Genomic DNA, 22,906 nt, shown 5'->3' with positions numbered 1-22,906 from the left:
GTCAATCCCGCAACCCTTAACCTGTTTAAGGGTCGGATGTTCCGACATTTTGCGCCGGAACTTTGATCCGAGAGATTAGAACGAAACCGTCACGCCGGGCAATTGCAACTCAGAGATAAGATCGCGCAACTCTTGGCGAGCGGCGATATTGGACATGCTCAGCTGCTCGGTTCCGATGTCTTTGAGATCCAAAAGCGTCAGCCCGCGCGGGAAAAGCTCGCGGAAAATAACGCGCTCGGAAAACCCGGGGGCCACGCGAAAACCGATGCGTTTGGACAAGGTGTCCAGCGCCCCGCCAACCTTGCGTTTGTTGTGCATCTGCTGGGTGCCCAGACGGTTGCGCAGAACCAGCCAGTCGATCGGCCCTGCCCCCGCCTGTCCGCGCATCTGGCGCGCGGTCCACACCATCTCGGCATAGATCGAAGGCCCCAGAACCTTACCCTCGGGTGACAGACGCGCCAAAAGATCGAAATCGATGAAACTGTCGTTCATCGGCGTGATCAAAGTATCTGCCAAAGTATGGGCGATCTGCGACAGCCGCGTATGCGAGCCCGGGCAATCAAGCAAAATAAAATCGCAATTTGGCTCTAACTCGGTCACCGCCTGCGAAATCGGATCGGCATCCGCATTGGGATCAAATTCCAGCCGCATATAGCTGGGTGTCGGCAGCTCGACCCCCTCACGCGCCATGAAGGCAGTGCGGTTTTCCAAATAGCGGCCAAAGCTGCGCTGACGGACATCCAGATCAAGCGCGCCAACGCGATGGCCCATGCGGGACAAGGCTGTCGCCACATGCATCGATGTCGTCGATTTTCCCGAGCCGCCCTTTTCATTCCCGACGACGATAATATGCGCCACGAATCCTCCTGCTGCGGCCAGTTCTTTGACGGACCATAGGGTTTGACCCGCCGGAAGAAAAGCCGCGAATGCCAGTGTTGGTGCCCAGATCGGCGCGAATATGCACCTGAATTACCCAGCAAGGATTGCCGCAAGTCACGGAGAATACGTCAGGTTTTATCACGACCTGTTAGATCGATTTTATTCTTGCAATACACGACAATCTCTGTCGTAATATAGATATATGGGCAGCAGTGCCCAACCCTCTCAGACAGGAGCACGCCATGACCTTGCGACATCAGCTTTCCGCCCTTGCCGATCGCGCCCTCAGCCTTGGCCTTGGGGGGGCTCAACTGGGACTGGCTATGGCCGAGCATGACCGCAGCCGCTCGCTTTACGCCACCATTGCCCTCTCGCGTCATCAAAGCGTTCAGGGGCCGATCCTGCGGCAATTGCGGGATGGTCGCGTCGTAATCGACTCGGGGCGCGGCGAAGTTACGGGCCGCCCGACCTGAACAGGCCCAAGGGCGCAAGTGGAAGGGGCGCCAAATCGGCGCCCCTTCCCGCAGTTGAAGCCTGCCTTGTGCCCATCGTGAACCATCGCCCCCAACAGCAAGACCCCGAAATGAAAAACGCCGCCCCTTGGGGCGGCGTTTCCAAATGCAACTGAGCTTAGACTTAGAAGCCAAGGCCAGCGTATTTGTTTTTGAACTTCGAGACGCGACCGCCGGTATCCATCAGGCGCGACGAGCCACCGGTCCATGCCGGGTGCGAAGTCGGGTCGATGTCCAGCGACATGGTGTCGCCTTCTTTGCCCCAGGTGGTGCGGGTCTGGAACACGGTACCATCCGTCATTTTGACGTTGATCGTGTGGTATGCGGGGTGAATTTCATTTTTCATAACGCGATTCCTCAGGCCTTAGCTGCAGCTTTGGGCTTGTAGTTGCTGATTTCAGCGATACGGGCCGACTTACCGCGACGATCACGCAGGTAGTACAGCTTGGCGCGACGCACGCGGCCACGACGTACAACGGTGATCGAGTCGACGTTGGTCGAATAGAGCGGGAACACACGTTCCACGCCTTCACCGAACGAGATCTTGCGCACGGTGAACGAAGCGCCGATGCCGCCGCCTTTGCGCGAGATGCAAACGCCTTCGTACATCTGAACGCGCGAGCGCGAGCCTTCGGTCACTTTATAACCGATGCGAACAGTGTCGCCGGCTTTAAAGTCGGGAATTTCTTTGCCGAGCGCAGAGATCTGCTCGGCTTCGAGTTGGGCGATCAGGTTCATCGCAATCAATCCTCTTTGTTCTCGCGGTAGCCCCGCGATTGGTCTGATGCGCCCGAGAGCTGTCGGTCCTTTGTCGGGTCCATATCAGCCTTGCGGTCCTGATATGCCCGCCACAGGTCGGGGCGGCGTTCCTTTGTCAGCCTTGCGGCTTCTTCGCTCCGCCAATTGGCAATAGCCGCGTGATTTCCCGATAGAAGAACTTCGGGGATCGCGCGGCCTTCCCATTGGGCGGGCTTCGTATACTGAGGATGTTCAAGAAGACCGTCGGAAAAGGATTCCTCGGCCAGCGATTCCTGATTCCCCAGCACGCGCGGTATAAGTCGAACCGTCGCGTCGATCAAGACCTGAGCAGCAAGTTCTCCGCCGGTCAGGACATAATCGCCAATACTGATCTCTTCGATGCCATAAGCTTCAAGGACACGCTCGTCGACGCCCTCAAAACGCCCGCAGATCAGCGTGATGCCCGGCCCCTGCGCCAAGGCGCGCGCACGCGCCTGCGTCAGCGGCTTGCCACGCGGTGACATATAGACCACCGGCAGGGCATTCCCTTGCGCATCGGCACGCGCAGCGTCCAGCGCACGCGCCATGACATCGGCGCGGATCACCATCCCAGCCCCACCACCGGCAGGGGTGTCATCGACGTTGCGATGGCGCCCTTCGCCAAACTCACGCAAGGGAATGGTGCGCAGGTTCCACAGCCCCTCGCTTAGCGCGCGCCCTGTCAGCGACATTCCCAGAATTCCGGGAAAGGCTTCGGGGAACAAGGTGATGATCTGGGCGGTCCATGCACCCTCGACCTCGCGCTCGGCCATCAGGTCGCGCGGCTTGGACGATAGGCGCACGCTCATGCGGCCGTGGGATTTCGGGGTCGGCTCGGACATATCAGCGGATCACAACTTATCTGGATGGCGCAGCAAGCTGCCCGCCACAGTCATCAAAACGCCCAGGATCACCGCCCCAAGCGGCACCCAGGGCGCGACACTCCAAGGCTGCGCGCCGACAAGCTCTTTGCCCAGCCACCACAGCCCCATCGACAATCCACCCGCAATCAGCACGCCGATTCCCATGCGGATCGGGTCTGGTTGAAATCCACGCAAAGCAATGCGCGGAATCGCACCCGCCAGCATGACCGGGGCGAAAACATATGCATAAGGATCACTTGCCCCCGAAAGCCCCTGAAGCAGCGGCCCCAGAAGCATCAGCAGAATTCCTGCCGCGGTCAGGCAACGCCGCATCTATTCGTCCTCGGATTCAGGCGGGTCCGCAATCATGCGGCCTGCGGCCAGATCGACGGTGGGCACAAAGGCCCGCGTGAACGGCAACATCATCGGATGAGGTCCGGCGATCTCTAGGATATCGCCTGCGCCATGGTCATAGATCGCCCGCACCCGCCCCAAAAGGACGCCGCTGCCATCATAGACCTCAAGGCCGATCAGATCGGCATGGTAAAATTCATCATCAGGCAGCGACGGCAAAGCGGTCCGATCGACCCAAAGCGTCACCCCTTTCAAAGCCTCGGCATCCTCGCGGGTCTCAACCCCCACGATCCGGGCTCCTAGCCCGCCAGTCACCGGGCGGGTCAGGCGGACAGAGAAACTCTGTCCGCCATTTTCCGTCCAAAGCGGGCCATAGGTCGCGATATCCTCGGGGATGGTGCAAAAGCTTTTCAGCCGCACCTCTCCTTGCACGCCAAAGGCGCCGGCAATCGCGCCTACACATACCCGCTCTGACATGATTATTCCGAAGCCGCTTCTTCGGCCGGAGCGTTGGCAGCTGCTTCACGTGCTGCACGCTTTTCTGCGCGCTCTTTAGCAGCTTTGCCCGGCTCGCCTTTTTTCAGGTTCGAACGCTCGGTTTTCGCTTTGACGCCTGCCACTTCCAGGAAGCGTGCAACGCGGTCGGTCGGCTGCGCGCCTTTGCTCAGCCAGTACTGAACGCGCTCGATGTCCATCTTCACGCGCTCTTCGCTGTCTTTTGCCAGCAGCGGGTTGTAGGTGCCCAGCTTCTCGAGGAAGCGGCCGTCACGCGGCATGCGCGAATCGGTCGCGACGATTGCATAGTGCGGGCGCTTTTTCGAGCCACCACGGGCCAGACGGATCTTCATTGCCATTGGAGTTCTCCTTGTAAAATGGCGGGTTTGGCGGAGGTTCGATGCGAACCCGTGCCGCCTTACTTCTGGTGTTGAACGTGATGCCGGATGACTTCCGAGATCACGAAGTTCAGGAATTTGCGCGCGAATTCCGGGTCGAGGTCGGCCTCGCGCGCGAGGCGTTCCAACCGCTCGATCTGGCTCGCCTCACGGGCGGGATCGGACGGCGGAAGATCGTGTTCGGCCTTAAGGCGGCCGACAGATTGAGTGTGCTTGAACCGTTCGGCCAGCGTGTAAACCAAAATCGCATCCAAACGATCGATGGAGTTGCGATGCTCTTTCAGCAATTCAGCGGCACGTGAGACGGCGTCGGTCATGCGATGTCCTTGGGGTGACGATAAATCATGCAGGGCTCAGAGCGCAGAAGGAAATCCTCGCGCTCGATCACAGCACCCAGACGTTCAGCCAGACGACGAGAGCCGTGGTTGTCGGGATGGATCAGCGAGATCAACGGACCCAGACCCATCTGGTTCTGGGCATGGCTGCGCGCGGCAATGGCTGCCTCAAGCGCCAGACCGCGCCCCTCGAAGCCCTCGTAAAGATGCCAGCCAAGCTCGGGTTCGGGCCAATCGATATGGTGTCCGACACCGACCCGCCCCGCGACCGCTCCGGTTGCCTTTTCCTCAAGCATCCACCAGCCAAATCCGCGCGCCACCCAATGCCCCATCAGGATCATCAAGGCGTTCCACGAGCCGACATCATCCATCGGGCCGCCGACAAAGCGCGACCGCTCTGAGGCGCCGAAAGCCGTGATGGCGTCAAGATCGCTCAGGCGCGGCTCGCGCAAAAGCAGCCTTTCGGTTTCCAGCACCGGAACAGTGACGCGCAAATCGGCCATGCGTTACTTCTTCTTGCCAAAGAGGCCCGAAAGACCGCTTGGCAAGCCCATGCCGCCAAGCTGACCGCCCAACCCTTTGGGGTCTTGCAGCATCTTGGTGGCCTCGGCCATTTTCTCGGGATCGACATTGGCCATATCGGGCAAACCGCCGCCCTTGCCCGCCATAGCGCGCATGGCCTGCTTCAGCATCCCGCCTTTGCCCATCTTTCCAAGTTTCTTCATGGTATCAGCCATTTGCTTCTGCATCTTCAGAAGCTTGTTCAGCTCGGATACCTCCATACCCGCACCTGCGGCGATCCGCTTTTTGCGGCTCGCTTGCAGCATGTCAGGATTGGCACGCTCTTTCTTGGTCATCGAGTTGATCAGGGCGATCTGCTGGCGGATGGCCTTATCGTCAAAGCCTGCCGCCTCGGCCTGCTTGGCCATTTTGCCCATGCCCGGCATCATGCCCATGATGGACTGCATGCCGCCCATCTTCATCATCTGTTCCAGCTGGTTGCGAAGGTCGTTCATATTGAACAACCCCTTCTGGAAGCGCTTCATCATGCGCTCGGCCTGCTCGACCTCAAGAACCTCTTGGGCCTTCTCGACCAAGGCGACAATATCGCCCATCCCCAGAATGCGGCCCGCAACGCGATGAGCATCAAAGGTTTCGATCGCATCCAGCTTTTCGCCCAGACCGACAAAGCGGATCGGCTTGCCGGTAACCGCGCGCATCGACAGCGCCGCACCGCCACGGCCATCACCGTCCATCCGGGTCAGAACAACCCCGGTAATTCCGACTTTGCCGTCGAATTCGGTGGCGACGTTGACTGCATCCTGGCCGGTCAAGCCGTCGACCACCAACAGCGTCTCGCGCGGGTTGGCGACATCGCGCACGGCTTGCACTTCGTCCATCAGGACTTCGTCGATATGCAGGCGGCCTGCGGTATCGAGAATGTAAATATCATAGCCGCCAAGCGTCGCCTGCTGTTTGGCGCGTTTGGCGATCTGAACGGCATTCTCGCCGGCAATGATCGGAAGCGTATCGACGCCGATCTGCGTGCCAAGAATGGCCAACTGCTCCATTGCAGCTGGGCGGTTCGTGTCGAGCGACGCCAGAAGCACGCGCTTTTTCTCGCGGTCCTTAAGACGCTTTGCGAGTTTCGCGGTGGTCGTCGTCTTACCCGAACCTTGCAGACCGACCATAAGGATCGGGGCTGGCGGGTTATCGATGCGCAAAGCATCGGGTTCGCCCTCGCCCTGCAAGACCTTGATCAGCTCGTCATGGACGATTTTCACGACCTGCTGGCCCGGGGTCACCGATTTGGTAACCGACGCACCCGTAGCCTTGGCCGTAACGGTCTTGACGAAATTGCGCGCAACCGGCAGCGAAACGTCAGCCTCAAGCAGCGCAACGCGCACTTCACGCATCGCGGCGGTGACGTCATCCTCGGAAAGCGCACCCTGCTTGGTCAGCCGGTCAAAGACGCCGCCAAGGCGATCGGACAGGTTTTCAAACATCAGCAGCCCTCCTGTAGCCCAAAGCAATGACGCCCCCGTGGGCGCAACGCGCTGACGGGGGGCGATCCCCGGCAACCGGGGACCGGAAGGACAGCCTTCCGGGAAATTACGGTAAGGACTAAGACAAATCCGTGGAAAAAGTCAAGACGCCTTGTCTGGCGGACCCATCACGCAGCCAAATCGCGACACCGGGCCCCGCGCTAAGCCATCTCTTAACCCGATGTTCACGGGTCATGTGCCATTCATATATCGACCATATATCGACGATCCGACATCTGCCAGAAGTGATCAGGCCCAGAGATGATGCTGCCCAGCGGCGCTTGCCGTGAAATCATTGTGAAATCGGTCCCGATGGTGGCTGATTACCTCATTCCCCTGCTGTGGGGCATGAATAGTGAGATGCAATCCACACTCTATTATAACGCAGATATGGATGTGACACCCGTCATCCCTGGCGCCCCAGTCATTCATATACGCGGCGGCCCAGAACCTCAGGCAGAAAATGCGGTGATACGTTCACTTGGCAGGTTGCGTTTTGGCCTGTTCGGCTCTCAAGCCTATCTGGATCGCATGGGCGAACCTGCGGATCTAGGGGATTTGAAGCGCTTTGCCTTTATCGCCCATGACCGGCAACGCGATCGCGCCCCATGGGAGAAATGGCTGCGCAGCACCATCCCCGAGGCCCATTACTACCTGCGCACGGATTGCGAAATTGCCCATCGCATCGCTGTGCACTCTGGCCTGTGTCTGGGCTTTTTGCCTGCTTCTGCGCTTTTACATTATTCTGATCTGGTCGAGGTTCCCACCTCGCTTGAGGGATGGGAGGCCCCGATGTGGATGGTGGTGGACCGCGAAGCGCTTCGCTTTCCCTGCCTTGCCCAGGCCGCTGAAAAGATCGGCGAAAGGTTGTTCAAGGTCTGGGGTTAGGTGGCTTTAGGGTCGTTGGCCCAAGAATGCCTCTGGTCAATGGCAGGCCACCTGCGCCAAATGCGGCCAAGCCGCGATGCGCCCTGTTGTCATGCATCCGCGCCGCTTTGCAAAGGTGACAAGCATGACCAATCGATTTCTTCCCGCAAGCCGCGAGGCGCTTCAGGGGCATGCAGCCATGTTGCTGTTCTCGCTGCTGGTTGCGGGTTCGTTTTCCTTTGGTGTGCGCTCGGCCAATCTGATCGATCCGGGGGCGATCACCGCAGCTCGTTTCGCTATTGCTGCGGGGGTTATTGGTGGCTTTGCTGCGGCGCGACCTGGCGGGATTCCGCGCTTTGCCTGGCGTGCGCCCTGGCGCTATCCCGTTTTAGGCGCCATTTTCGCCGCCTATTTCGTCTTGATGTTCGAGGGGCTGAAAACGGCTGATGCGGTTTCGGCAGCGGCGGTTTTTACGCTGACGCCCGTCATGTCAGCAGGTTTCGCCTGGTTGTTGCTGCGTCAAAAGATGAGTTTTCAAATCGCGACGGCGCTGCTTTTGGGCGGATGTGGCGCGCTTTGGGTCATTTTTCGCGGAGATCTACATCAGCTCATGCGCCTTCAGCTGGGTCGCGGCGAGGCGATCTATCTGCTGGGCTGCGCCTTTCACGCCCTCTATACCCCTTTGGTTCGCAAGCTGAACCGTGGCGAAAGTGCGGTCGTCTTTAGTTTCGGGGCGCTGCTGGGCGGGTTGATCGTTCTGGTGATCTGGGAATGGCGTGCGATCGGCGCGACCGATTGGCTGCATCTGCCGGTCATCGTATGGGCAACGGTGCTTTATACAGCGATTTTTGCGACAGGGGTGAGCTTTGTGCTGGTGCAATTTGCAACCTTGCGCCTGCCCTCGGCAAAGGTCATGGCCTATACCTATCTGACACCGGCATGGGTCATTGGCCTGGAGGCCATTCTAGGCCAAGGCCTGCCCGGCATCGTTGTTGTGCCGGGCCTTTTGGCCACTGTGACCGCGCTTGGCCTTTTGCTGCGCGACTAAGCCTCCGGCGGGGATATTTTCCGCATGGAAGATTTTGATGGCTCTACGAGAGTGCCCGCAAAAAGCTAGTTGGTCTCGATGCGCTGTTCGACGAGCGTCACGATATCCATCATGATGCGGTTGAGCTCAAAATCCTTGGGCGTATAGACCCGTGCCACGCCCATATCCTGCAAGATTGCCGCGTCTTCTTCGGGAATAATTCCGCCGACCACCACCGGGATATGACCGAGACCTTCCTGTCCAAGGCGCGCCATCGTGTCCTGGATAAGCGGCAGATGAGAGCCGGACAGGATTGAAAGCCCGACGACATCTGCACGATTGTCGCGCACGCTTGCCACGATCTGTTCAGGGGTGAGGCGGATGCCGTCATAGGTAATATCCATGCCGCAATCGCGCGCGCGAAAGGCGATTTGTTCCGCGCCATTCGAATGGCCGTCCAAGCCCGGCTTGCCGAGAATGAATTTGAGCCTGCGGCCAAGGCGGCGGCTGACGGCATCGACGGCCTCGCGAATGGGCTCTAGCCCTTCGGTCTGGTTCGAGGGGCTGGTCGCAACACCGGTGGGACCACGGTATTCGCCATGGACCTTGCGCATGACCCCGGCCCATTCGCCGGTTGTGGCGCCGGCCTTGGCCGCAGCGATCGAGGCGGGCATGATATTGGCCCCCTTTTGGGCGACCTCTTGCAGTTCGGCCAGCGCATGACGCACGGCCATCTCGTTGCGCTGGTCCCGCCATGCATCAAGGCGCGCGATCTGTTCGGCCTCGACGCCCGGATCCACCGTCATGATCCCCCCCTCGCCCGCGGTTAACGGAGAAGGCTCGGCATGTTGCCAGCGATTGACGCCGACCACGATCGTATCGCTTGATTCGATTTTCGCAATTCGGGTCGCATTGGATTCAACCAAGCGCGCCTTCATGTAATCTATTGCCGCAATCGCCCCGCCCATGCTGTCAAGAAGATCAAGCTCGGCTCGAGTCCCCGCTTTCAATGCCTCGACCTTGGCTGCAATGACCGGATTACCGTCGAAAAGATCGCCATATTCGAGCAGATCCGTTTCATAAGCCAGGATCTGCTGCATTCTGAGCGACCATTGCTGATCCCATGGCCGCGGCAGGCCCAGCGCCTCGTTCCAAGCGGGCAATTGAACGGCCCGGGCGCGCGCGTTTTTCGACAACGTCACCGCCAGCATCTCGAGAAGTATGCGATAGACGTTATTTTCGGGTTGCTGCTCGGTCAGGCCAAGGGAGTTGACCTGAACGCCATAACGAAAACGGCGATATCTTTCTTCGCTGATACCGTATCGGTTCAGGGTGATTTCATCCCACAATTCGGTAAAGGCCCGCATTTTGCACAATTCGGTCACGAATCTGATGCCTGCATTGACGAAGAATGAGATGCGGCCGACCATGGCGGGAAATTCATTGGCGGGAACCTTCGCACGCAGATCGTCCAGCACGGCAATCGCGGTGGCCAATGCATAGGCCAGCTCTTGCTCGGGTGTGGCTCCGGCCTCTTGCAGGTGGTAGGAGCAGACGTTCATCGGGTTCCATTTGGGCAGATGCTTTGCGGTGTAAGCCGCCACATCCGTGATCATCGCAAGTGAGGGTTTGGGCGGGCAGATATATGTGCCGCGCGACAGGTATTCCTTGACCAGATCGTTTTGGACCGTGCCTTGCAGCTGCGAAATATCCGCCCCCTGCTCTTGCGCCGCGGCAATATAGAGCGCGAGCAGCCATGGCGCAGTCGCATTGATCGTCATCGAGGTATTCATCTGCTCGAGCGGGATCTGATCGAACAGCGTGCGCATATCGCCCAGATGGCAAATCGGCACCCCGACCTTGCCGACCTCGCCACGCGCCAGAACGTGATCGCTGTCATATCCGGTCTGCGTGGGCAAATCGAACGCAACCGATAGCCCGGTCTGCCCCTTGGCAAGGTTCATGCGGTATAATGCGTTCGATTTGCTGGCCGTGGAGTGACCGGCATAGGTGCGGAAGAGCCAGGGCTTGTCCTTTGCGGCCATCGCAAAATCCTTTCGCAACAATATTGCTTTGATTGAATTGATATGGAAACAATCTGACCCTGTCAATTCGCCGCAGTGCAGAAGTTTCTAAGCCACTCGGCGTGGTCGCTGCTTACTGAATTTTCGACAAAATCTGGCCGTCGTGAGATCGGGTTCAGCTGGATTTCCCTGCCTAAAGGCTACTTTTCGTCATATGTTCCATAAATCCTTAGGGTTATATTCTTTCAATAATGATAATCATGTTGTTGCATTATTGCTTTCGGAATCGTAATCCTGAGGCGTGACGCCGATTCTGCAACGCGGCAAGGAGATTGAGATGGCACTAGATCAACCCACCCCGATCGCGGCCTATGACGCGCCGCAAAAGGACCTGTACGAGATTGGTGAGATGCCGCCGCTCGGCCATGTTCCCAAGTCGATGTACGCTTGGGCGATCCGGCGCGAGCGTCACGGCAACCCTGACAAGGCCATGCTGGTCGAGGTGGTCGATACCCCCGCCATCGACAGCAACGAGGTTCTGGTCATGGTGATGGCCGCCGGGGTGAACTATAATGGGATCTGGGCAGGTCTGGGCGTGCCGATCAGCCCCTTTGATGGCCACGGACAGCCCTATCACATCGCAGGTTCCGACGCCTCGGGCGTGATCTGGGCGGTGGGTGACAAGGTCAAGAACTGGAAAGTTGGCGATCAGGTCGTGATCCATTGCAATCAAGATGATGGCAATGATGAGGAATGCAACGGCGGCGATCCGATGTATTCGCCCAGCCAGCGCATCTGGGGATATGAAACGCCAGACGGTTCATTCGCGCAGTTTACGCGGGTTCAGGCCCAGCAGCTGATGCGCCGCCCGCAGCATCTGACCTGGGAGGAATCGGCCTGCTATACGCTGACGCTGGCGACAGCCTATCGGATGCTGTTCGGACACGAACCGCATGAGCTGAAGCCGGGGATGAATGTCCTGGTCTGGGGGGCATCTGGCGGGCTTGGCTCTTTCGCGATCCAGCTGATCAATGCCGCGGGCGCAAATGCGGTCGGTGTGATCAGCGATGAGGACAAACGCGACTTCGTGATGAGCCTTGGCGCGCGCGGCGTCATCAACCGCAAGGATTTCAAATGCTGGGGTCAGCTGCCGACCGTCAACACCCCAGAGTATAAGGAATGGTTCAACGAGGTCCGCAAATTCGGCAAAGCGATCTGGGACATCATCGGCAAGGGCAACAACGTCGATATTGTCTTTGAACACCCCGGCGAGGCGACCTTTCCGGTCTCGACCTTCGTGTGCAAAAAAGGCGGTATGGTTGTTATCTGCGCCGGCACCTCGGGGTTCAACTGTACCTTTGACGTGCGCTATATGTGGATGCATCAAAAGCGCCTGCAAGGCAGCCATTTCGCCCATCTCAAACAGGCATCGGCCGCCAATAAGCTGATGCTGGAACGTCGGATAGACCCCTGCATGTCCGAGGTCTTCCCCTGGGCCGAAATTCCGCAAGCGCATCTGAAAATGCTGAATAATGAGCACAAGCCCGGCAATATGGCGGTGCTGGTACAATCACCCCATACCGGCATCCGCACCTTTGAGGACGCGGTCGAGGCAAGCCGGGGTTAATGGGCCCAGCAGGCCGCGCGCAGGCCAAGCACCAGCAGCGGCGATCCATTGGGTCGCCGTTTTGCCTGACGCTCAGCCGTAAAGAACCTTGGCACGGTCCTCGAAGGCGCGCACGATGCGTGACATCGCCTCGCCAAAGACGACGCCGATCACCTTGCCCAGAATCACGTTCTTGAATTCAAAATCGACGAAGAACTCGACCTTGCATCCCCCCTCGGGCAGATCATCAAAGGTCCAGCCGCTGCGCAGATAGCGAAACGGGCCGTCGAGATATTCGGTATCAATGCGCTTTTCTTGCGGCCACAGGGTCACGCGGCTGCCAAAACGCTCGCGAAGAACCTTGAAGGAAATCACCAGATCCGCCTCGATAACCTCGGAGCCTTCGACCCCAGGCTTGCGCGAACGAATACGCGCGGCGCTGTTCCAGGGCAGAAATTTCGGATAGCTTTCGACATCGGCGACCAGATCATACATCTGGCTGGCTGTGTAAGGCAAAATGCGGCTGTCGCTGTGATGGGGCAAGGCGCTTGTCCGTCGCTATCGTCGATCTTGGGCGACACCTATCAGGGGAAGATGGGAATGAACAACCTCAACTGGTTAATTCGTGCGGCGCGATGGGTGCGGCACCCACCAAGCGAGGGGCGTGTCATTCTGGTGCTATCGGTGATCGCAATATGCCTTGCGCTGGTCGCGCTTGAGCATTTCGGTCTTTGGCCCGCATGGGCGACACTGGATCGCCCACGCGGCATGCATCTGGTGCGCTAGATCACCAAAGTCCTTGGGCCTGTCAAAGGCCCGCCTTAGCAAAGGTGTTGCATTGCGCCATTTCGCCGCTCTTGAAGCCGCGGGTGAACCAGGTCTGACGATCAGCTGCCGAGCCGTGGGTGAAGCTGTCGGGCATCGGCACGCGCCCGGCCTGTTTCATCAGCACATCATCACCGACCGCGCCCGCCGCAGTGATTGCTTCGCGGATATCACCCTCGTCGATCGTGCCAAACTGCTCGCTGGCCTGACGAGCCCAGATCCCCGCGAAACAATCCGCCTGAAGTTCGGTCAGCACCGACAGCGCATTGGTATCCGTTTGGCTGGACTGCGAACGCATCTGGTTCACCTTGCTGAGAACCCCGATCAGGTTTTGCACGTGGTGGCCGACCTCATGGGCAATGACATAGGCATAGGCAAAATCGCCGCCTGCATTCATCTTGCTTTGCATGATCTGGAAGAAGTCGGTGTCTAGGTACAGCTTCTGATCATTGGGGCAATAAAAGGGGCCCATGGCTGCGGATGCGCCGCCGCAGGCCGATTGCACCGCCCCCGAGAACAGCACAAGCTTGGGGTCTTTGTATTGCACATTCGCCTGCTCGGGCAGAACCCGCGTCCAGACCTCTTCGGTATCGGCCAGAACGACCGAGACGAATTGCCCGATTTCCTTTTCCTGATCGGTCAGCTCGCGGGGCTCACCCGATTGTGTTCCCTGATCCATCGAGCCCACGATGGGCGAGATATCGATGTTGAAAAAATAGCCGACGGCCAGAACGACCAAAAGGCCGACAACCCCGATTCCGCCTGCCCCTGCTGAGCCTATCCCACGTCGATCTTCGACATTGCGGCTTCCGCGGCGTCCACGCCATTCCATGCAATCTCACTCCCTCTTAGTGCCGGAATTTACAGTCGCGTCAGATCTGACGTGATCCGGGCGGTTTCACAACGCACTCAGAGACTTGACAGTTCCGCCCCTGCACAGCAGCAAAGCACCAAGGAAAGCCGGAGGAATGAATGTTCGACTGGATTGTTTCGACGATCGATCACTGGGGTTATCCGGGGATCTTCTTCCTGATGGTCGCCGAGAATGTCTTTCCGCCGATCCCATCCGAGCTGATCATGCCGCTGGCTGGTTTTTTGGCGGGTTCGGGCAAGCTGAACCTGTGGTTGACCATTCTCGCCGGAACGGCGGGATCGGTGCTGGGCACGACCATGTGGTATTACATCGGTCTGTGGATCGGCGAGGCGCGCATCAAGCGTTGGGCCGCACGTCATGGCCGCTTGATGACCGTATCGCCAAGCGACATCGACACAGCCCACCGCTGGTTTGACCAATATGGCGTTCTGGCGGTGCTGCTGGGGCGGATGCTGCCGACGATCCGGACGCTGATTTCGGTCCCGGCGGGCTTTGTGCGCATGCCTTTGTGGCGGTTCTTGGTCTATACCACGATCGGAAGCGCGCTTTGGACCAGCTTGCTGACCATTTCGGGCTATTTGCTGCAAAGCCAATATGCGCTGGTGGCCGATTGGGTCGATCCGTTGTCGAAAGTGATCGTGGTTCTGGTTGTCGTCATCTATCTTTACCGCGTATTCACGTGGAAGCCGCGCTGATTTCACTCAATTGGCATTTGCCAGCCGCAGTGCAGGAAAGTATCTCCGAGCCATGAACGAATTGACCAACAGATCGCTTGCCGGATTGGCCGGACTTGGCTCAGCTGCATTGCTTTTGGCGGCGCTGACATTTCAGTATTTCGGCTATGCCCCGTGCGAATTGTGCATCCTGCAGCGCTGGCCACATCTGGCGGCGGCCGTGATTGGCCTTGCCATCTGGGCCTTTGGCTGGCACCGCGCCTTGGCCATTTTGGGGCTGCTGGCCGCGCTTGTGGCGACGGCATTCGCGATTTTCCATACTGGCGTCGAGCTGAAATTCTGGGCCGGCCCTGCGCATTGCTCGGGTGGCATTTCGCATATGACGCAGCTCTCGACCACCGATCTGATGGCGCAGCTTCAAGCCGCCCCCGTGGTGCGCTGCGATGAGGCCGCCTGGAGCCTGCTTGGCATCTCGATGGCAGGCTGGAACGCGATCTGCTCGGCGACCTTGTCGCTGGTTTGGGCCGCTTCGGCCCTTCGCCGCGCCTGAGGCGTGAAAAGCCGCGAAACTTTGTGATTTTCTTCATATTTTCTTGGCATTTCCCCTGATCCGGGCCCTGCGTGATTGCGTCCAAGGCCAGTGGGCGGTATACCGTCCTACAACAATATCTTGAGGCGATCCCGTGTCAGACACTCCGGAAAACGACCACGACGACAACACCGACAACGCTGCTGCGACGCAGGAAACCAGCGAACGGGCGGTGATGCCGCATGACGGGCCGGTGGTGAACATCTCGGATGAGATGCGCACGGCCTATCTTGACTATGCTATGTCCGTCATCGTCAGCCGCGCGATCCCCGATCTGCGCGACGGGCTGAAGCCGGTCCATCGGCGCATCCTGTTTGCGATGCATGAAACGGGTAACACCCACGACAAGGCCTATCGCAAATCGGCGCGCCCGGTCGGCGATGTCATGGGTAAATATCACCCCCATGGCGATGCTGCGATCTATGATGCGCTGGTGCGCATGGCGCAGGATTTCTCGATGTCGCTGCCGCTGCTTGACGGTCAGGGCAACTTTGGCTCGATGGACGGCGACAGTGCCGCGGCCATGCGTTACACCGAAGTGCGCATGGACAAGCCCGCAGCCTTCCTGCTGGCCGATATCGAAAAAGACACAGTCGTTTTCCAGGACAACTACGATGGCAAGGACCGCGAACCGACGGTCCTGCCCGCGCGTTTCCCCAACATGCTGGTCAATGGCGCGGGCGGTATCGCCGTCGGTATGGCGACCAATATTCCGCCCCATAACCTTGGCGAAGTCTGCGACGCAACGCTTGCCCTGATTGAAAACCCGGATCTGCCGACCGAGGCGTTGATGGAAATCGTGCCCGGCCCGGACTTCCCGACGGGAGGCATCATTCTGGGCCGCTCGGGTGTGCGCAAAGCCTATCTCGAGGGGCGAGGCTCGGTCATTTTGCGGGCGAAAACCCGGATCGAACAGGGCCGCAACGGCCGCGAGTCGATCGTTATCGACGAGATCCCCTATCAGGTGAACAAGGCGACGATGATCGAAAAGATCGCCGAGCTTGCCAAAGAGAAAAAGATCGAGGGCATCGCCCATGTTCAAGACGAATCCGACCGCATTGGCGTGCGCGTCGTCGTCGATCTGAAACGTGATGCCACGGCCGAGGTGGTTCTGAACCAGCTGTTCCGCTTCACGCCGATGCAGACCAGCTTTGGTTGCAACATGCTGGCGCTGAACGGTGGCCGCCCCGAGCAGCTGACGCTGCGCGATTTTCTGACCCATTTCATCAGCTTCCGCGAAGAAGTTGTTGCACGCCGCACGGCCTTTGAGCTGCGCAAGGCCCGCGAACGCAGCCATATCCTGTGCGGTCTGGCCGTGGCAGTTTCCAACGTTGACGAGGTTGTGGCCACGATCCGCGCCTCGGCTGATGCGGCTGAAGCGCGCGAAAAGCTGATGGAACGGCGCTGGCCAGCCCATGAGATCGTTGAATATCTCAAGCTGATCGATGATCCGAAACATCCGGTCAATGACGACGGCACCTATAACCTCTCTGAAACCCAGGCCCGTGCCATCCTTGAGCTGCGTCTGCAGCGCCTGACCCAGCTTGGGGTCAAGGAAGTCACCGACGAGCTGAAAACGTTGGCGGATTCCATTCGCGAATTCCTGGCCATTCTTGCCTCGCGTGAGCGGATCATGGAGATCATCTCGAATGAGCTGCGTGAGGTAAAAGAGCTCTTTGCCATTCCGCGTCGTACCGAGATCACCGATTGGTCCGGCGATATGGATGACGAGGATCTGATCGAGCGCGAGGATATGGTCGTGACCATCACCTCGGGCGGCTATATCAAGCGCACCGCCTTGGCCGAGTTCCGCGCGCAGCGTCGCGGCGGCAAGGGCCTGTCGGGCATGGCCACCAAAGAAGACGATGTCGTAACCACCCTGTTCGTGGCCAATACCCATACCGAGCTGTTGTTCTTCACAACCGACGGCATGGTCTATCGCATGAAAACCTGGCGGCTTCCGCTGGGTGGGCGTACTGCCAAGGGCAAGGCCATCGTCAATATCCTTCCGATCGAGCCGGGCGTATCGATCGCGGCTTTGATGCCGGTGGATGCCCCCGAGGCCGAATGGGACAACTATCAGACCATTTTCGCCACCTCTGAAGGTGACGTGCGCCGGAACGCTTTGTCCGATTTCACCAATGTGAAATCGAATGGTAAGATCGCCATGAAGCTGCCCGATGGGGTCGAACTGATTGGCGTGCGCATGGCCACCGAGGCAGATGATGTCATGCTGGTCACCGCACTTGGCCGCGCAATCCGCTTCCAGACGACGGATGTGCGTGTGTTCAAAGGGCGCGATTCCACCGGCGTGCGCGGCATCCGGCTGTCTGATGGCGACAAGGTCGTTTCAATGTCGGTCATCCGCCATTTTGAAGCAGATCCCGCCGAGCGCGCAGCCTATCTGAAAATGCGCCGCGCCGTCGAAGGTGCGCTGGATGATGGTGCCGAGGTCGACGAAGACGAGGAAAACATCGCCGAAGCCGCAATCTCGCAAGAGCGCTATGCCGAAATGTCGGCGGCTGAAGATGCGATTTTGACGATCACTGCGCGTGGTCAGGGCAAGATCTCGTCCAGCCACGATTATCCGGTGCGCGGGCGCGGTGGCCAAGGCGTTATGGCCATGGACAAAGCCATGCGTGGCGGACCTTTGGTGGCCTCGTTCCCGGTCGAACGTGACGATCAGATCATGCTGGCAACCTCGACTGGCCAATCGATCCGTGTCCCGGTCGAGGGGATCAGCTTCCGCTCGCGCTCGGCCGGGGGGGTACGCGTGTTCAACACAGCCGCCGGTGAGGAAGTGGTTTCGGTTGCCCGGATCGCGGAAAACGGCGAGGATGAGGTCGAGGCGTAACGCCGCATAGGTATTTGGATCAGAGCGAGGGCGACGGGTGGTTTCAGGAGAATCGGTGCTGCGCGAGCGGTTGCAGACAGGTTTTCTAGGGATTGTCGCCTTCGCCCTTTTGCTTTTCCTGCTGGTGCAGGCCAAGTTTCTGCTGATCACTTTATCGATCGCGGTCATCATCTTCTCGCTGACCTCGGATGCGATTTATGCTTTTGCCAAGCTGAAGGTTCCGACCTGGTTTGCAACGACACTTGCGCTGGTCGTGATCGCATTTGGCCTGTTGTGGATCACGACGATGATCGCGGCCCAGGTCAATGAGATCGTCTCGACCTCGATTGCTTATGCGGAAAAGGCCCAAAGCCTTCTGCCTGAGCTGACCGAATGGATGGGGCCAAATGCCCAATCTGCGGTCGAGAGCTTTATTCAGAGCTTTAACTTTACCGGCTGGATCCGGCAGGTCGCTGCGCAGGCGTCGAACCTGTTTTCAGGCGTGGTGATGATCTTGCTTTATGTGGGCTTCATGTTCACCGAGCGGGTCTGGTTTCCCATCAAGATCGAACGGCTGACCGGAGATCCGGAGAAAGCCGATAAGGTGCGCGCGATCATTTCCTCGATCATGCGCAGTGTGAACCGCTATCTGGTGATCAAGGCGCTGGTCAGCGCATTGACCGCTGGCCTGGTCTGGGTGATTTTCTGGGTGGCGGGTCTGGATCTGGCCGGGCCGATTGCCATGATCACCTTTATCTTGAACTTTATTCCGACCATCGGTTCGATCATTGCGACGGTGGTCGCAGTGCTTTTGGCCTTGGCCCAGACGGGCGGAGTTCCGGAAACCGTCGTGATTGGCATTGCCTGTACTTGCGTCCATTTCCTGATCGGCAATATTTTGGACCCAATGTTGCTGGGGCAGACGCTGCGCATGTCGTCCTTTGGCATTGTGCTGTCGCTGGCAGTCTGGGGCGCGGTTTGGGGCCTTCCGGGGATGTTTCTATCGGTGCCGATCATGGCCGCGATCATGATCATTTGCGCCCATATTCCTTGGCTGCGCCCGGTTGCGATCCTGCTTTCGCGCGAAGGCTTTGCCGATGATAATCTGGGCGAAGGTTACGTCCCTGCCCCGAGCCAGATCCCGCCACAGGGCACCGAGCCCGCAGCCCCCGCCGCGCAAAGCCCCGCGACGCTGGCAAGCCAATTGCAAAACTCTCAACATTGATCTGATCGCCTGTGGCTTCAGGTGAATGGGATCATGGACAGAAAAAAGCCCCGCAACGGCGGGGCTTTTGAACGGCTTGAGGGGTGAGGCGCTAGTTTCGTTCGAACTGTGCGCCATAGCCCGAGGGGCCATCACCGCCATCGTCGTCGCCATCACCATCACCGTCATCATCCTGGCGTCCGGGACGATGAGGGATATCGTCATCCATGGGGCGCAATCCGATGGTCCTTGGGTCCATCGGGGGCTACTGTGGGCCCGGGTCGGGCTCTGATACGACACTGCGGCGTGGCTTTGGCAGGTTTTCGTGCAAAACTTCGGGATTGCGTAGCCACAGATCGCGCTGTGGGAAGGGCATCTCGATGTCCTCTTCGGCGAAGCGACGCGCGATCTGGTGATTGATCTCAGAGATCACCCCCGTTCCCCCGTTCACATCCGACACGATCGCCCTGATTTCAAAGCTCATGCTATCCGCCGCGAACCCTTTGAAAATAATCGCAGGAGGCGGCGTGATCAGCACGGTCGGCTGGTCCTCGGCAATCTCGCGCAAGACGCGCTCGACCTTGCGTGTGTCGGTGCCATAGGCCACGCCCACCGGAACGATCACCCGGCCCGACAGGTTGTTGCGCGTCCAGTTGGTCACGGACTGGCTTACGAAATCCGAGTTCGGAACGATGACTTCGGTGCGGTCAAAGGTCTGGATATGGGTTGATCGTACCGAAATCCTTTTGACGATGCCCTGTTTGCCCCCGACCTCGATCCAGTCACCGACGGTAATCGGGCGCTCGACCAGCAAGATAATGCCCGAAACAAAGTTCGAGACGATGTTTTGCAGGCCAAAACCGATACCGACCGACAAGGCACCAGCCACAAAGGCGAGTGAGCTCAGGTCAATCCCCGCGCTGCTGACAGCCATCATCACCGCAAGCGTGATACCGACATATCCCAGCCCCGAGACGATCGCATTCTGTCCGCCAGCGTCGATTTTGGTCTTGGGCAGGATTGTCGTGCGCAAGGCACCTTGGAAAAAGCGCGTGACCGAATAGCCGATGGTAAAGATGATCAGAAAGGCCAGAATTCCGGTCGGTGACAGCCGAATGCCGCCAATGGCTATGCCATCGCGCATTTTGGTCCAGAACTCGCTTAGCTCGGTGCTGCGTGCGCCCCAGATCAGGGCAAATAGCGGCACCGAGGCCAGCACCAGTGCAAAGCCGACCAGAACGGGCATCAGTGAATCGCGTGCGGCTGTGCCCCCGCCTTTGGCCATTGCATAAAGATCGGCGATGAAATCTTGCAGCAGAATCAACAGCCCCACCAGGGCCAGTGTCATCGACATCGGCCAAAGCAAGGCATTGGCGGCTGCGACATATCCAATTGCCGCAAGCACCACCGCAGCAATCGCCACCAGCCGTCCGATCGAGCCGAAGGTCGCCAGAATGCGCAGCCGATAAGCAGGATTTTCCGAAGTGTCGTATTGGGTCAGATGCCGCAACACATTGCACAGGCGGAACAGAAACAATGCCCCCAGCAAAATGATGGGCAGATGCCAGACTGCGGCCGATGCATCCGAAATCTGCAGCGGAATCCGCCCTGCCGGATCAGGTCGGCTAAGAAAGCCCGAAAGCGGCAATACGGCTGCACCAAAGATCTGGTGCAGCGCCACGGCCGCAGACAAAAGCGCGGCACTGACCCGCGCCTGCCCCTGAGCCCTTTCCGGCAAAGGCAGCGAGGATGGCGTATTGCCAAAACTGGCCGGCGAGAACAGCCGCCGCGTCAGCCACACCCCGCCAAATAGCGCAAGGCCCGCCCCGGGCAGTGTCAGGATAAGCGGCTTGCCCCATTGCCCGAAAAGATCCGAGACCAGCATGGCGATGACCAGAAGGATCACCCCCATCAACGGCACCGCGATCTGTCCCAATGAGACGGCAAAATTCAGCGTCGCGCGCGTGCGCTCACTTGCGCGCTCTGACAGGCGCGAGGGCAGTGAATCGATCCACTGTCGGCCTTTGGTCAGCAGCAAAAGCGCGGCCAGCAGAACAAAAATGACCTTGGGCGCCCAGTCGCGCGCCCCTGCCCAGCCGCCCTTGGCTTCAAAGCGCGACAAAAACTCGCCCGCAATCCCCGCCACCAGCTTATAGCCATCTTGGAACGCTGGTGCCCAATTGGCCGGGTTCAGCGGCGTGGGTGCCAATCGCAAAATCGCGTTGGTCTGGTTGTCTCGCTGCGCCTTGTCGATCTGCTGCACGATCCCGTCGGCGCGACCGAATGCCTCGACTGCGGCCAGGCCGGGTGCCTGCAGCTCGGATAGCTGTGCGTTCAATTCCTTGCGGCGCGCGGCAATATCCTCGGATTCCGTTTGCCCCTCGCCCGGAACCGGGCCCAGCGCCGCGATCTGATCCTTCAGCGTAGAAATGCGTGTCGCATTGGTGCCCTCGGCGCCTCGAAAGCGGTCGCGCCATTTGACCACCTCGGCGCGGATCGCCTCAAGCCGGGCCGCATTGGCCTGACCTGATTGCAGGATCTGTTCGGTTTGGCTCGCAAGCTTTTCCCAGGCCAGATAGTCGGGTTGCGCAGCATCCTGCGCCGCCCCGATCTGGGTAAAGGCCAAAAAGATCGAAAGCGTCAGCGCGACAAGAAAACGCATCATCATCCTTAGTCTTCAAAGACGGCGGGCAGATCAGCCGGCTGACGGTCAAGCCATTCGGGCACCGGCAGATTGCGCGCGCGCAGGAACTCGGGATTGAACAGCTTGCTTTGATAGCGTGTACCGGAATCGCAAAGCGCGGTAACGATCGTATGTCCTGGCCCCATTTCGCGCGCCATGCGCATGGCACCCGCGACGTTGATCCCCGAGGAACCGCCAAGGCAAAGGCCCTCATGCTCGAGAAGATCGAAAATGACGGTCAGCGCCTCGGCATCGGGGATGCGGTAGCTCATATCCGGGGTGAAGCCCTCAAGGTTACGCGTGATGCGCCCCTGGCCGATGCCTTCGGTGATCGAGCTGCCGGGGCTGTCCAGCTTTCCGGTCGTGTAATAGGAATAAAGCGCCGCGCCATCCGGATCGGCCAGACCGATTTTCACCCCTTTGGGCTGGAGCGCCATCGCGACCCCTGCCAGCGTTCCACCCGAACCGACCGAGCAGATAAAGCCATCGACCTTGCCACCGGTTTGCTCCCAGATCTCGGGGCCAGTGGTCTCGAGATGGGCCTGGCGGTTGGCAGTATTGTCGAATTGATCGGCCCAGATCGCGCCATGCGGTTCGGTTTTGGCCAAAGCCTCGGCCAGACGGCCCGAGTAGCGCACATAGTTATTGGGATCGCGGTAAGGTGCCGCCGGGATCTGCACAAGCTCTGCCCCGGCAAGGCGAAGCATATCCTTTTTTTCCTGGCTTTGCGTTTCAGGGATCACGATGACCGAGCGAAAGCCCATCGAGGCCCCGACCAGCGCAAGGCCAATGCCGGTATTGCCTGCTGTTCCCTCGACGATCGTGCCACCCGGCTGCAGTGCACCACGCGCGATCGCGTCGCGAATGATGAACAATGCCGCACGATCCTTGATCGACTGGCCCGGGTTCATGAACTCGGCCTTGCCCAGAATGGTACAGCCCGTCAATTCCGAGGCGCGGCGCAATTTGATCAGCGGGGTATTTCCGATGGAAGCAGCGAGATCAGGGCAAATTCGCATAAGCAGGGCCTTTCGCGTAAAAC

24 protein-coding genes are annotated in these 22,906 nt (G+C 59.1%); 9 read left to right on the top strand and 15 right to left on the bottom strand.

What is annotated here, in order from left to right; translation table 11 throughout:
* Nucleotides 1-75 precede the first annotated feature (75 nt).
* Entirely contained in the window at nt 76-858 is a 783-nt protein-coding gene (locus tag RTS12_RS07610) for a division plane positioning ATPase MipZ (RefSeq protein WP_312527059.1), read from the bottom strand.
* Between the two features lie 263 nt (nt 859-1,121).
* Here RTS12_RS07610 and RTS12_RS07605 point away from each other — a divergent pair, with 263 nt between their 5' ends.
* Nucleotides 1,122-1,352 carry a hypothetical protein gene (locus RTS12_RS07605; RefSeq protein WP_312527057.1) on the top strand — a complete coding sequence of 77 codons (231 nt, stop codon included), beginning with the start codon at nt 1,122-1,124 and terminating at the stop codon, nt 1,350-1,352.
* 163 nt (nt 1,353-1,515) lie between these two features.
* Here the strand turns inward: RTS12_RS07605 and rpmE are convergent, their stop codons facing one another.
* Genes rpmE through ffh form a run of 9 tightly spaced genes read right to left on the bottom strand, consistent with a single transcriptional unit; the run spans nt 1,516 to nt 6,619 of the window.
* Entirely contained in the window at nt 1,516-1,737 is a 222-nt protein-coding gene (gene rpmE / locus RTS12_RS07600) for a 50S ribosomal protein L31 (protein ID WP_312527056.1), read from the bottom strand.
* A gap of 11 nt (nt 1,738-1,748) precedes the next feature.
* Nucleotides 1,749-2,129: a 50S ribosomal protein L19 gene (gene rplS / locus RTS12_RS07595; RefSeq protein WP_312527054.1), complete on the bottom strand. Its 381-nt coding sequence runs from the start codon at nt 2,127-2,129 to the stop codon at nt 1,749-1,751.
* Between the two features lie 5 nt (nt 2,130-2,134).
* Nucleotides 2,135-3,010: a tRNA (guanosine(37)-N1)-methyltransferase TrmD gene (trmD, locus tag RTS12_RS07590; protein ID WP_312527052.1), complete on the bottom strand. Its 876-nt coding sequence runs from the start codon at nt 3,008-3,010 to the stop codon at nt 2,135-2,137.
* Between the two features lie 9 nt (nt 3,011-3,019).
* Nucleotides 3,020-3,364, bottom strand: a complete 345-nt coding sequence (locus tag RTS12_RS07585; protein ID WP_312527050.1) for a hypothetical protein — start codon at nt 3,362-3,364, stop codon at nt 3,020-3,022.
* Nucleotides 3,365-3,862, bottom strand: a complete 498-nt coding sequence (rimM, locus tag RTS12_RS07580; protein WP_409455674.1) for a ribosome maturation factor RimM — start codon at nt 3,860-3,862, stop codon at nt 3,365-3,367.
* Nucleotides 3,863-3,864: 2 nt separating this feature from the next.
* Nucleotides 3,865-4,239 (bottom strand): 30S ribosomal protein S16, encoded by a 375-nt coding sequence (rpsP, locus tag RTS12_RS07575; RefSeq protein WP_312527048.1) that lies wholly within the window; start codon nt 4,237-4,239, stop codon nt 3,865-3,867.
* Nucleotides 4,240-4,298: 59 nt separating this feature from the next.
* Nucleotides 4,299-4,595 (bottom strand): chorismate mutase, encoded by a 297-nt coding sequence (locus tag RTS12_RS07570; protein WP_312527045.1) that lies wholly within the window; start codon nt 4,593-4,595, stop codon nt 4,299-4,301.
* On the bottom strand, nt 4,592-5,116 hold the full coding sequence (locus RTS12_RS07565) for a GNAT family N-acetyltransferase (RefSeq protein WP_312527044.1): 525 nt from the start codon (nt 5,114-5,116) through the stop codon (nt 4,592-4,594). Before RTS12_RS07565 ends, RTS12_RS07570 begins: the two co-directional genes overlap by 4 nt.
* Nucleotides 5,117-5,119: 3 nt before the next feature.
* On the bottom strand, nt 5,120-6,619 hold the full coding sequence (gene ffh / locus RTS12_RS07560; protein WP_312527042.1) for a signal recognition particle protein: 1,500 nt from the start codon (nt 6,617-6,619) through the stop codon (nt 5,120-5,122).
* 300 nt (nt 6,620-6,919) lie between these two features.
* Here ffh and RTS12_RS07555 point away from each other — a divergent pair, with 300 nt between their 5' ends.
* Complete coding sequence (locus RTS12_RS07555) at nt 6,920-7,546, top strand: LysR substrate-binding domain-containing protein (protein WP_312527040.1); 627 nt, start codon at nt 6,920-6,922, stop codon at nt 7,544-7,546.
* A gap of 124 nt (nt 7,547-7,670) precedes the next feature.
* Nucleotides 7,671-8,573, top strand: coding sequence for a DMT family transporter (locus RTS12_RS07550; RefSeq protein ID WP_312527038.1), 903 nt, complete (start codon nt 7,671-7,673; stop codon nt 8,571-8,573).
* Between the two features lie 65 nt (nt 8,574-8,638).
* Here the strand turns inward: RTS12_RS07550 and RTS12_RS07545 are convergent, their stop codons facing one another.
* Complete coding sequence (locus RTS12_RS07545) at nt 8,639-10,597, bottom strand: protein meaA (RefSeq protein WP_312527036.1); 1,959 nt, start codon at nt 10,595-10,597, stop codon at nt 8,639-8,641.
* A gap of 316 nt (nt 10,598-10,913) precedes the next feature.
* On the opposite strand from RTS12_RS07545, the gene ccrA reads away from it, so the two are divergent.
* Nucleotides 10,914-12,203 (top strand): crotonyl-CoA carboxylase/reductase, encoded by a 1,290-nt coding sequence (gene ccrA, locus RTS12_RS07540; RefSeq protein ID WP_312527034.1) that lies wholly within the window; start codon nt 10,914-10,916, stop codon nt 12,201-12,203.
* Between the two features lie 72 nt (nt 12,204-12,275).
* Here the strand turns inward: ccrA and RTS12_RS07535 are convergent, their stop codons facing one another.
* A complete protein-coding gene (locus tag RTS12_RS07535) occupies nt 12,276-12,725 on the bottom strand; it encodes a type II toxin-antitoxin system RatA family toxin (protein ID WP_312527032.1) in 450 nt (149 codons plus the stop codon).
* A 57-nt stretch (nt 12,726-12,782) separates the two neighbouring features.
* Between RTS12_RS07535 and RTS12_RS07530 the strand changes: the two genes are divergently transcribed.
* Nucleotides 12,783-12,968, top strand: coding sequence for a hypothetical protein (locus RTS12_RS07530; protein ID WP_312527029.1), 186 nt, complete (start codon nt 12,783-12,785; stop codon nt 12,966-12,968).
* 22 nt (nt 12,969-12,990) lie between these two features.
* On the opposite strand, the gene RTS12_RS07525 is transcribed toward RTS12_RS07530, so the two are convergent.
* Nucleotides 12,991-13,839, bottom strand: coding sequence for a neutral zinc metallopeptidase (locus tag RTS12_RS07525; protein ID WP_312527028.1), 849 nt, complete (start codon nt 13,837-13,839; stop codon nt 12,991-12,993).
* Nucleotides 13,840-13,979: 140 nt separating this feature from the next.
* Between RTS12_RS07525 and RTS12_RS07520 the strand changes: the two genes are divergently transcribed.
* The 4 genes from RTS12_RS07520 (at nt 13,980) to RTS12_RS07505 (ending at nt 19,202) form a co-directional block, all read left to right on the top strand.
* Nucleotides 13,980-14,576 carry a DedA family protein gene (locus RTS12_RS07520; protein ID WP_312527026.1) on the top strand — a complete coding sequence of 199 codons (597 nt, stop codon included), beginning with the start codon at nt 13,980-13,982 and terminating at the stop codon, nt 14,574-14,576.
* A 52-nt stretch (nt 14,577-14,628) separates the two neighbouring features.
* On the top strand, nt 14,629-15,105 hold the full coding sequence (locus RTS12_RS07515; RefSeq protein WP_312527025.1) for a disulfide bond formation protein B: 477 nt from the start codon (nt 14,629-14,631) through the stop codon (nt 15,103-15,105).
* 133 nt (nt 15,106-15,238) lie between these two features.
* Entirely contained in the window at nt 15,239-17,998 is a 2,760-nt protein-coding gene (gene gyrA / locus RTS12_RS07510; RefSeq protein ID WP_409455673.1) for a DNA gyrase subunit A, read from the top strand.
* Nucleotides 17,999-18,035: 37 nt separating this feature from the next.
* On the top strand, nt 18,036-19,202 hold the full coding sequence (locus RTS12_RS07505; RefSeq protein WP_312527023.1) for an AI-2E family transporter: 1,167 nt from the start codon (nt 18,036-18,038) through the stop codon (nt 19,200-19,202).
* A gap of 244 nt (nt 19,203-19,446) precedes the next feature.
* Here the strand turns inward: RTS12_RS07505 and RTS12_RS07500 are convergent, their stop codons facing one another.
* Nucleotides 19,447-21,843 carry a DUF3772 domain-containing protein gene (locus tag RTS12_RS07500; RefSeq protein ID WP_312527021.1) on the bottom strand — a complete coding sequence of 799 codons (2,397 nt, stop codon included), beginning with the start codon at nt 21,841-21,843 and terminating at the stop codon, nt 19,447-19,449.
* A gap of 8 nt (nt 21,844-21,851) precedes the next feature.
* Nucleotides 21,852-22,883, bottom strand: coding sequence for a cysteine synthase A (locus RTS12_RS07495; protein ID WP_312527019.1), 1,032 nt, complete (start codon nt 22,881-22,883; stop codon nt 21,852-21,854).
* Nucleotides 22,884-22,906 lie beyond the last annotated feature (23 nt).

The organism is Paracoccus sp. (in: a-proteobacteria) (genome assembly GCF_032007265.1).
Lineage (GTDB): Bacteria > Pseudomonadota > Alphaproteobacteria > Rhodobacterales > Rhodobacteraceae > Paracoccus.
Note: the sequence above shows the minus strand (reverse complement) of the source record. Positions and strands in the feature narration are given on the sequence as shown.

Coding starts and splice junctions, on each gene's coding strand:
- RTS12_RS07605 (WP_312527057.1), top strand. CDS start 1,122: ATGACCTTGCGACATCAGCTTTCCGCCCTTGCCGATCGCGCCCTCAGC.
- rpmE (WP_312527056.1), bottom strand. CDS start 1,737: ATGAAAAATGAAATTCACCCCGCATACCACACGATCAACGTCAAAATG.
- rplS (WP_312527054.1), bottom strand. CDS start 2,129: ATGAACCTGATCGCCCAACTCGAAGCCGAGCAGATCTCTGCGCTCGGC.
- trmD (WP_312527052.1), bottom strand. CDS start 3,010: ATGTCCGAGCCGACCCCGAAATCCCACGGCCGCATGAGCGTGCGCCTA.
- RTS12_RS07585 (WP_312527050.1), bottom strand. CDS start 3,364: ATGCGGCGTTGCCTGACCGCGGCAGGAATTCTGCTGATGCTTCTGGGG.
- rimM (WP_409455674.1), bottom strand. CDS start 3,862: ATGTCAGAGCGGGTATGTGTAGGCGCGATTGCCGGCGCCTTTGGCGTG.
- rpsP (WP_312527048.1), bottom strand. CDS start 4,239: ATGGCAATGAAGATCCGTCTGGCCCGTGGTGGCTCGAAAAAGCGCCCG.
- RTS12_RS07570 (WP_312527045.1), bottom strand. CDS start 4,595: ATGACCGACGCCGTCTCACGTGCCGCTGAATTGCTGAAAGAGCATCGC.
- RTS12_RS07565 (WP_312527044.1), bottom strand. CDS start 5,116: ATGGCCGATTTGCGCGTCACTGTTCCGGTGCTGGAAACCGAAAGGCTG.
- ffh (WP_312527042.1), bottom strand. CDS start 6,619: ATGTTTGAAAACCTGTCCGATCGCCTTGGCGGCGTCTTTGACCGGCTG.
- RTS12_RS07555 (WP_312527040.1), top strand. CDS start 6,920: ATGATGCTGCCCAGCGGCGCTTGCCGTGAAATCATTGTGAAATCGGTC.
- RTS12_RS07550 (WP_312527038.1), top strand. CDS start 7,671: ATGACCAATCGATTTCTTCCCGCAAGCCGCGAGGCGCTTCAGGGGCAT.
- RTS12_RS07545 (WP_312527036.1), bottom strand. CDS start 10,597: ATGGCCGCAAAGGACAAGCCCTGGCTCTTCCGCACCTATGCCGGTCAC.
- ccrA (WP_312527034.1), top strand. CDS start 10,914: ATGGCACTAGATCAACCCACCCCGATCGCGGCCTATGACGCGCCGCAA.
- RTS12_RS07530 (WP_312527029.1), top strand. CDS start 12,783: ATGAACAACCTCAACTGGTTAATTCGTGCGGCGCGATGGGTGCGGCAC.
- RTS12_RS07525 (WP_312527028.1), bottom strand. CDS start 13,839: ATGGAATGGCGTGGACGCCGCGGAAGCCGCAATGTCGAAGATCGACGT.
- RTS12_RS07520 (WP_312527026.1), top strand. CDS start 13,980: ATGTTCGACTGGATTGTTTCGACGATCGATCACTGGGGTTATCCGGGG.
- RTS12_RS07515 (WP_312527025.1), top strand. CDS start 14,629: ATGAACGAATTGACCAACAGATCGCTTGCCGGATTGGCCGGACTTGGC.
- RTS12_RS07500 (WP_312527021.1), bottom strand. CDS start 21,843: ATGCGTTTTCTTGTCGCGCTGACGCTTTCGATCTTTTTGGCCTTTACC.
- RTS12_RS07495 (WP_312527019.1), bottom strand. CDS start 22,883: ATGCGAATTTGCCCTGATCTCGCTGCTTCCATCGGAAATACCCCGCTG.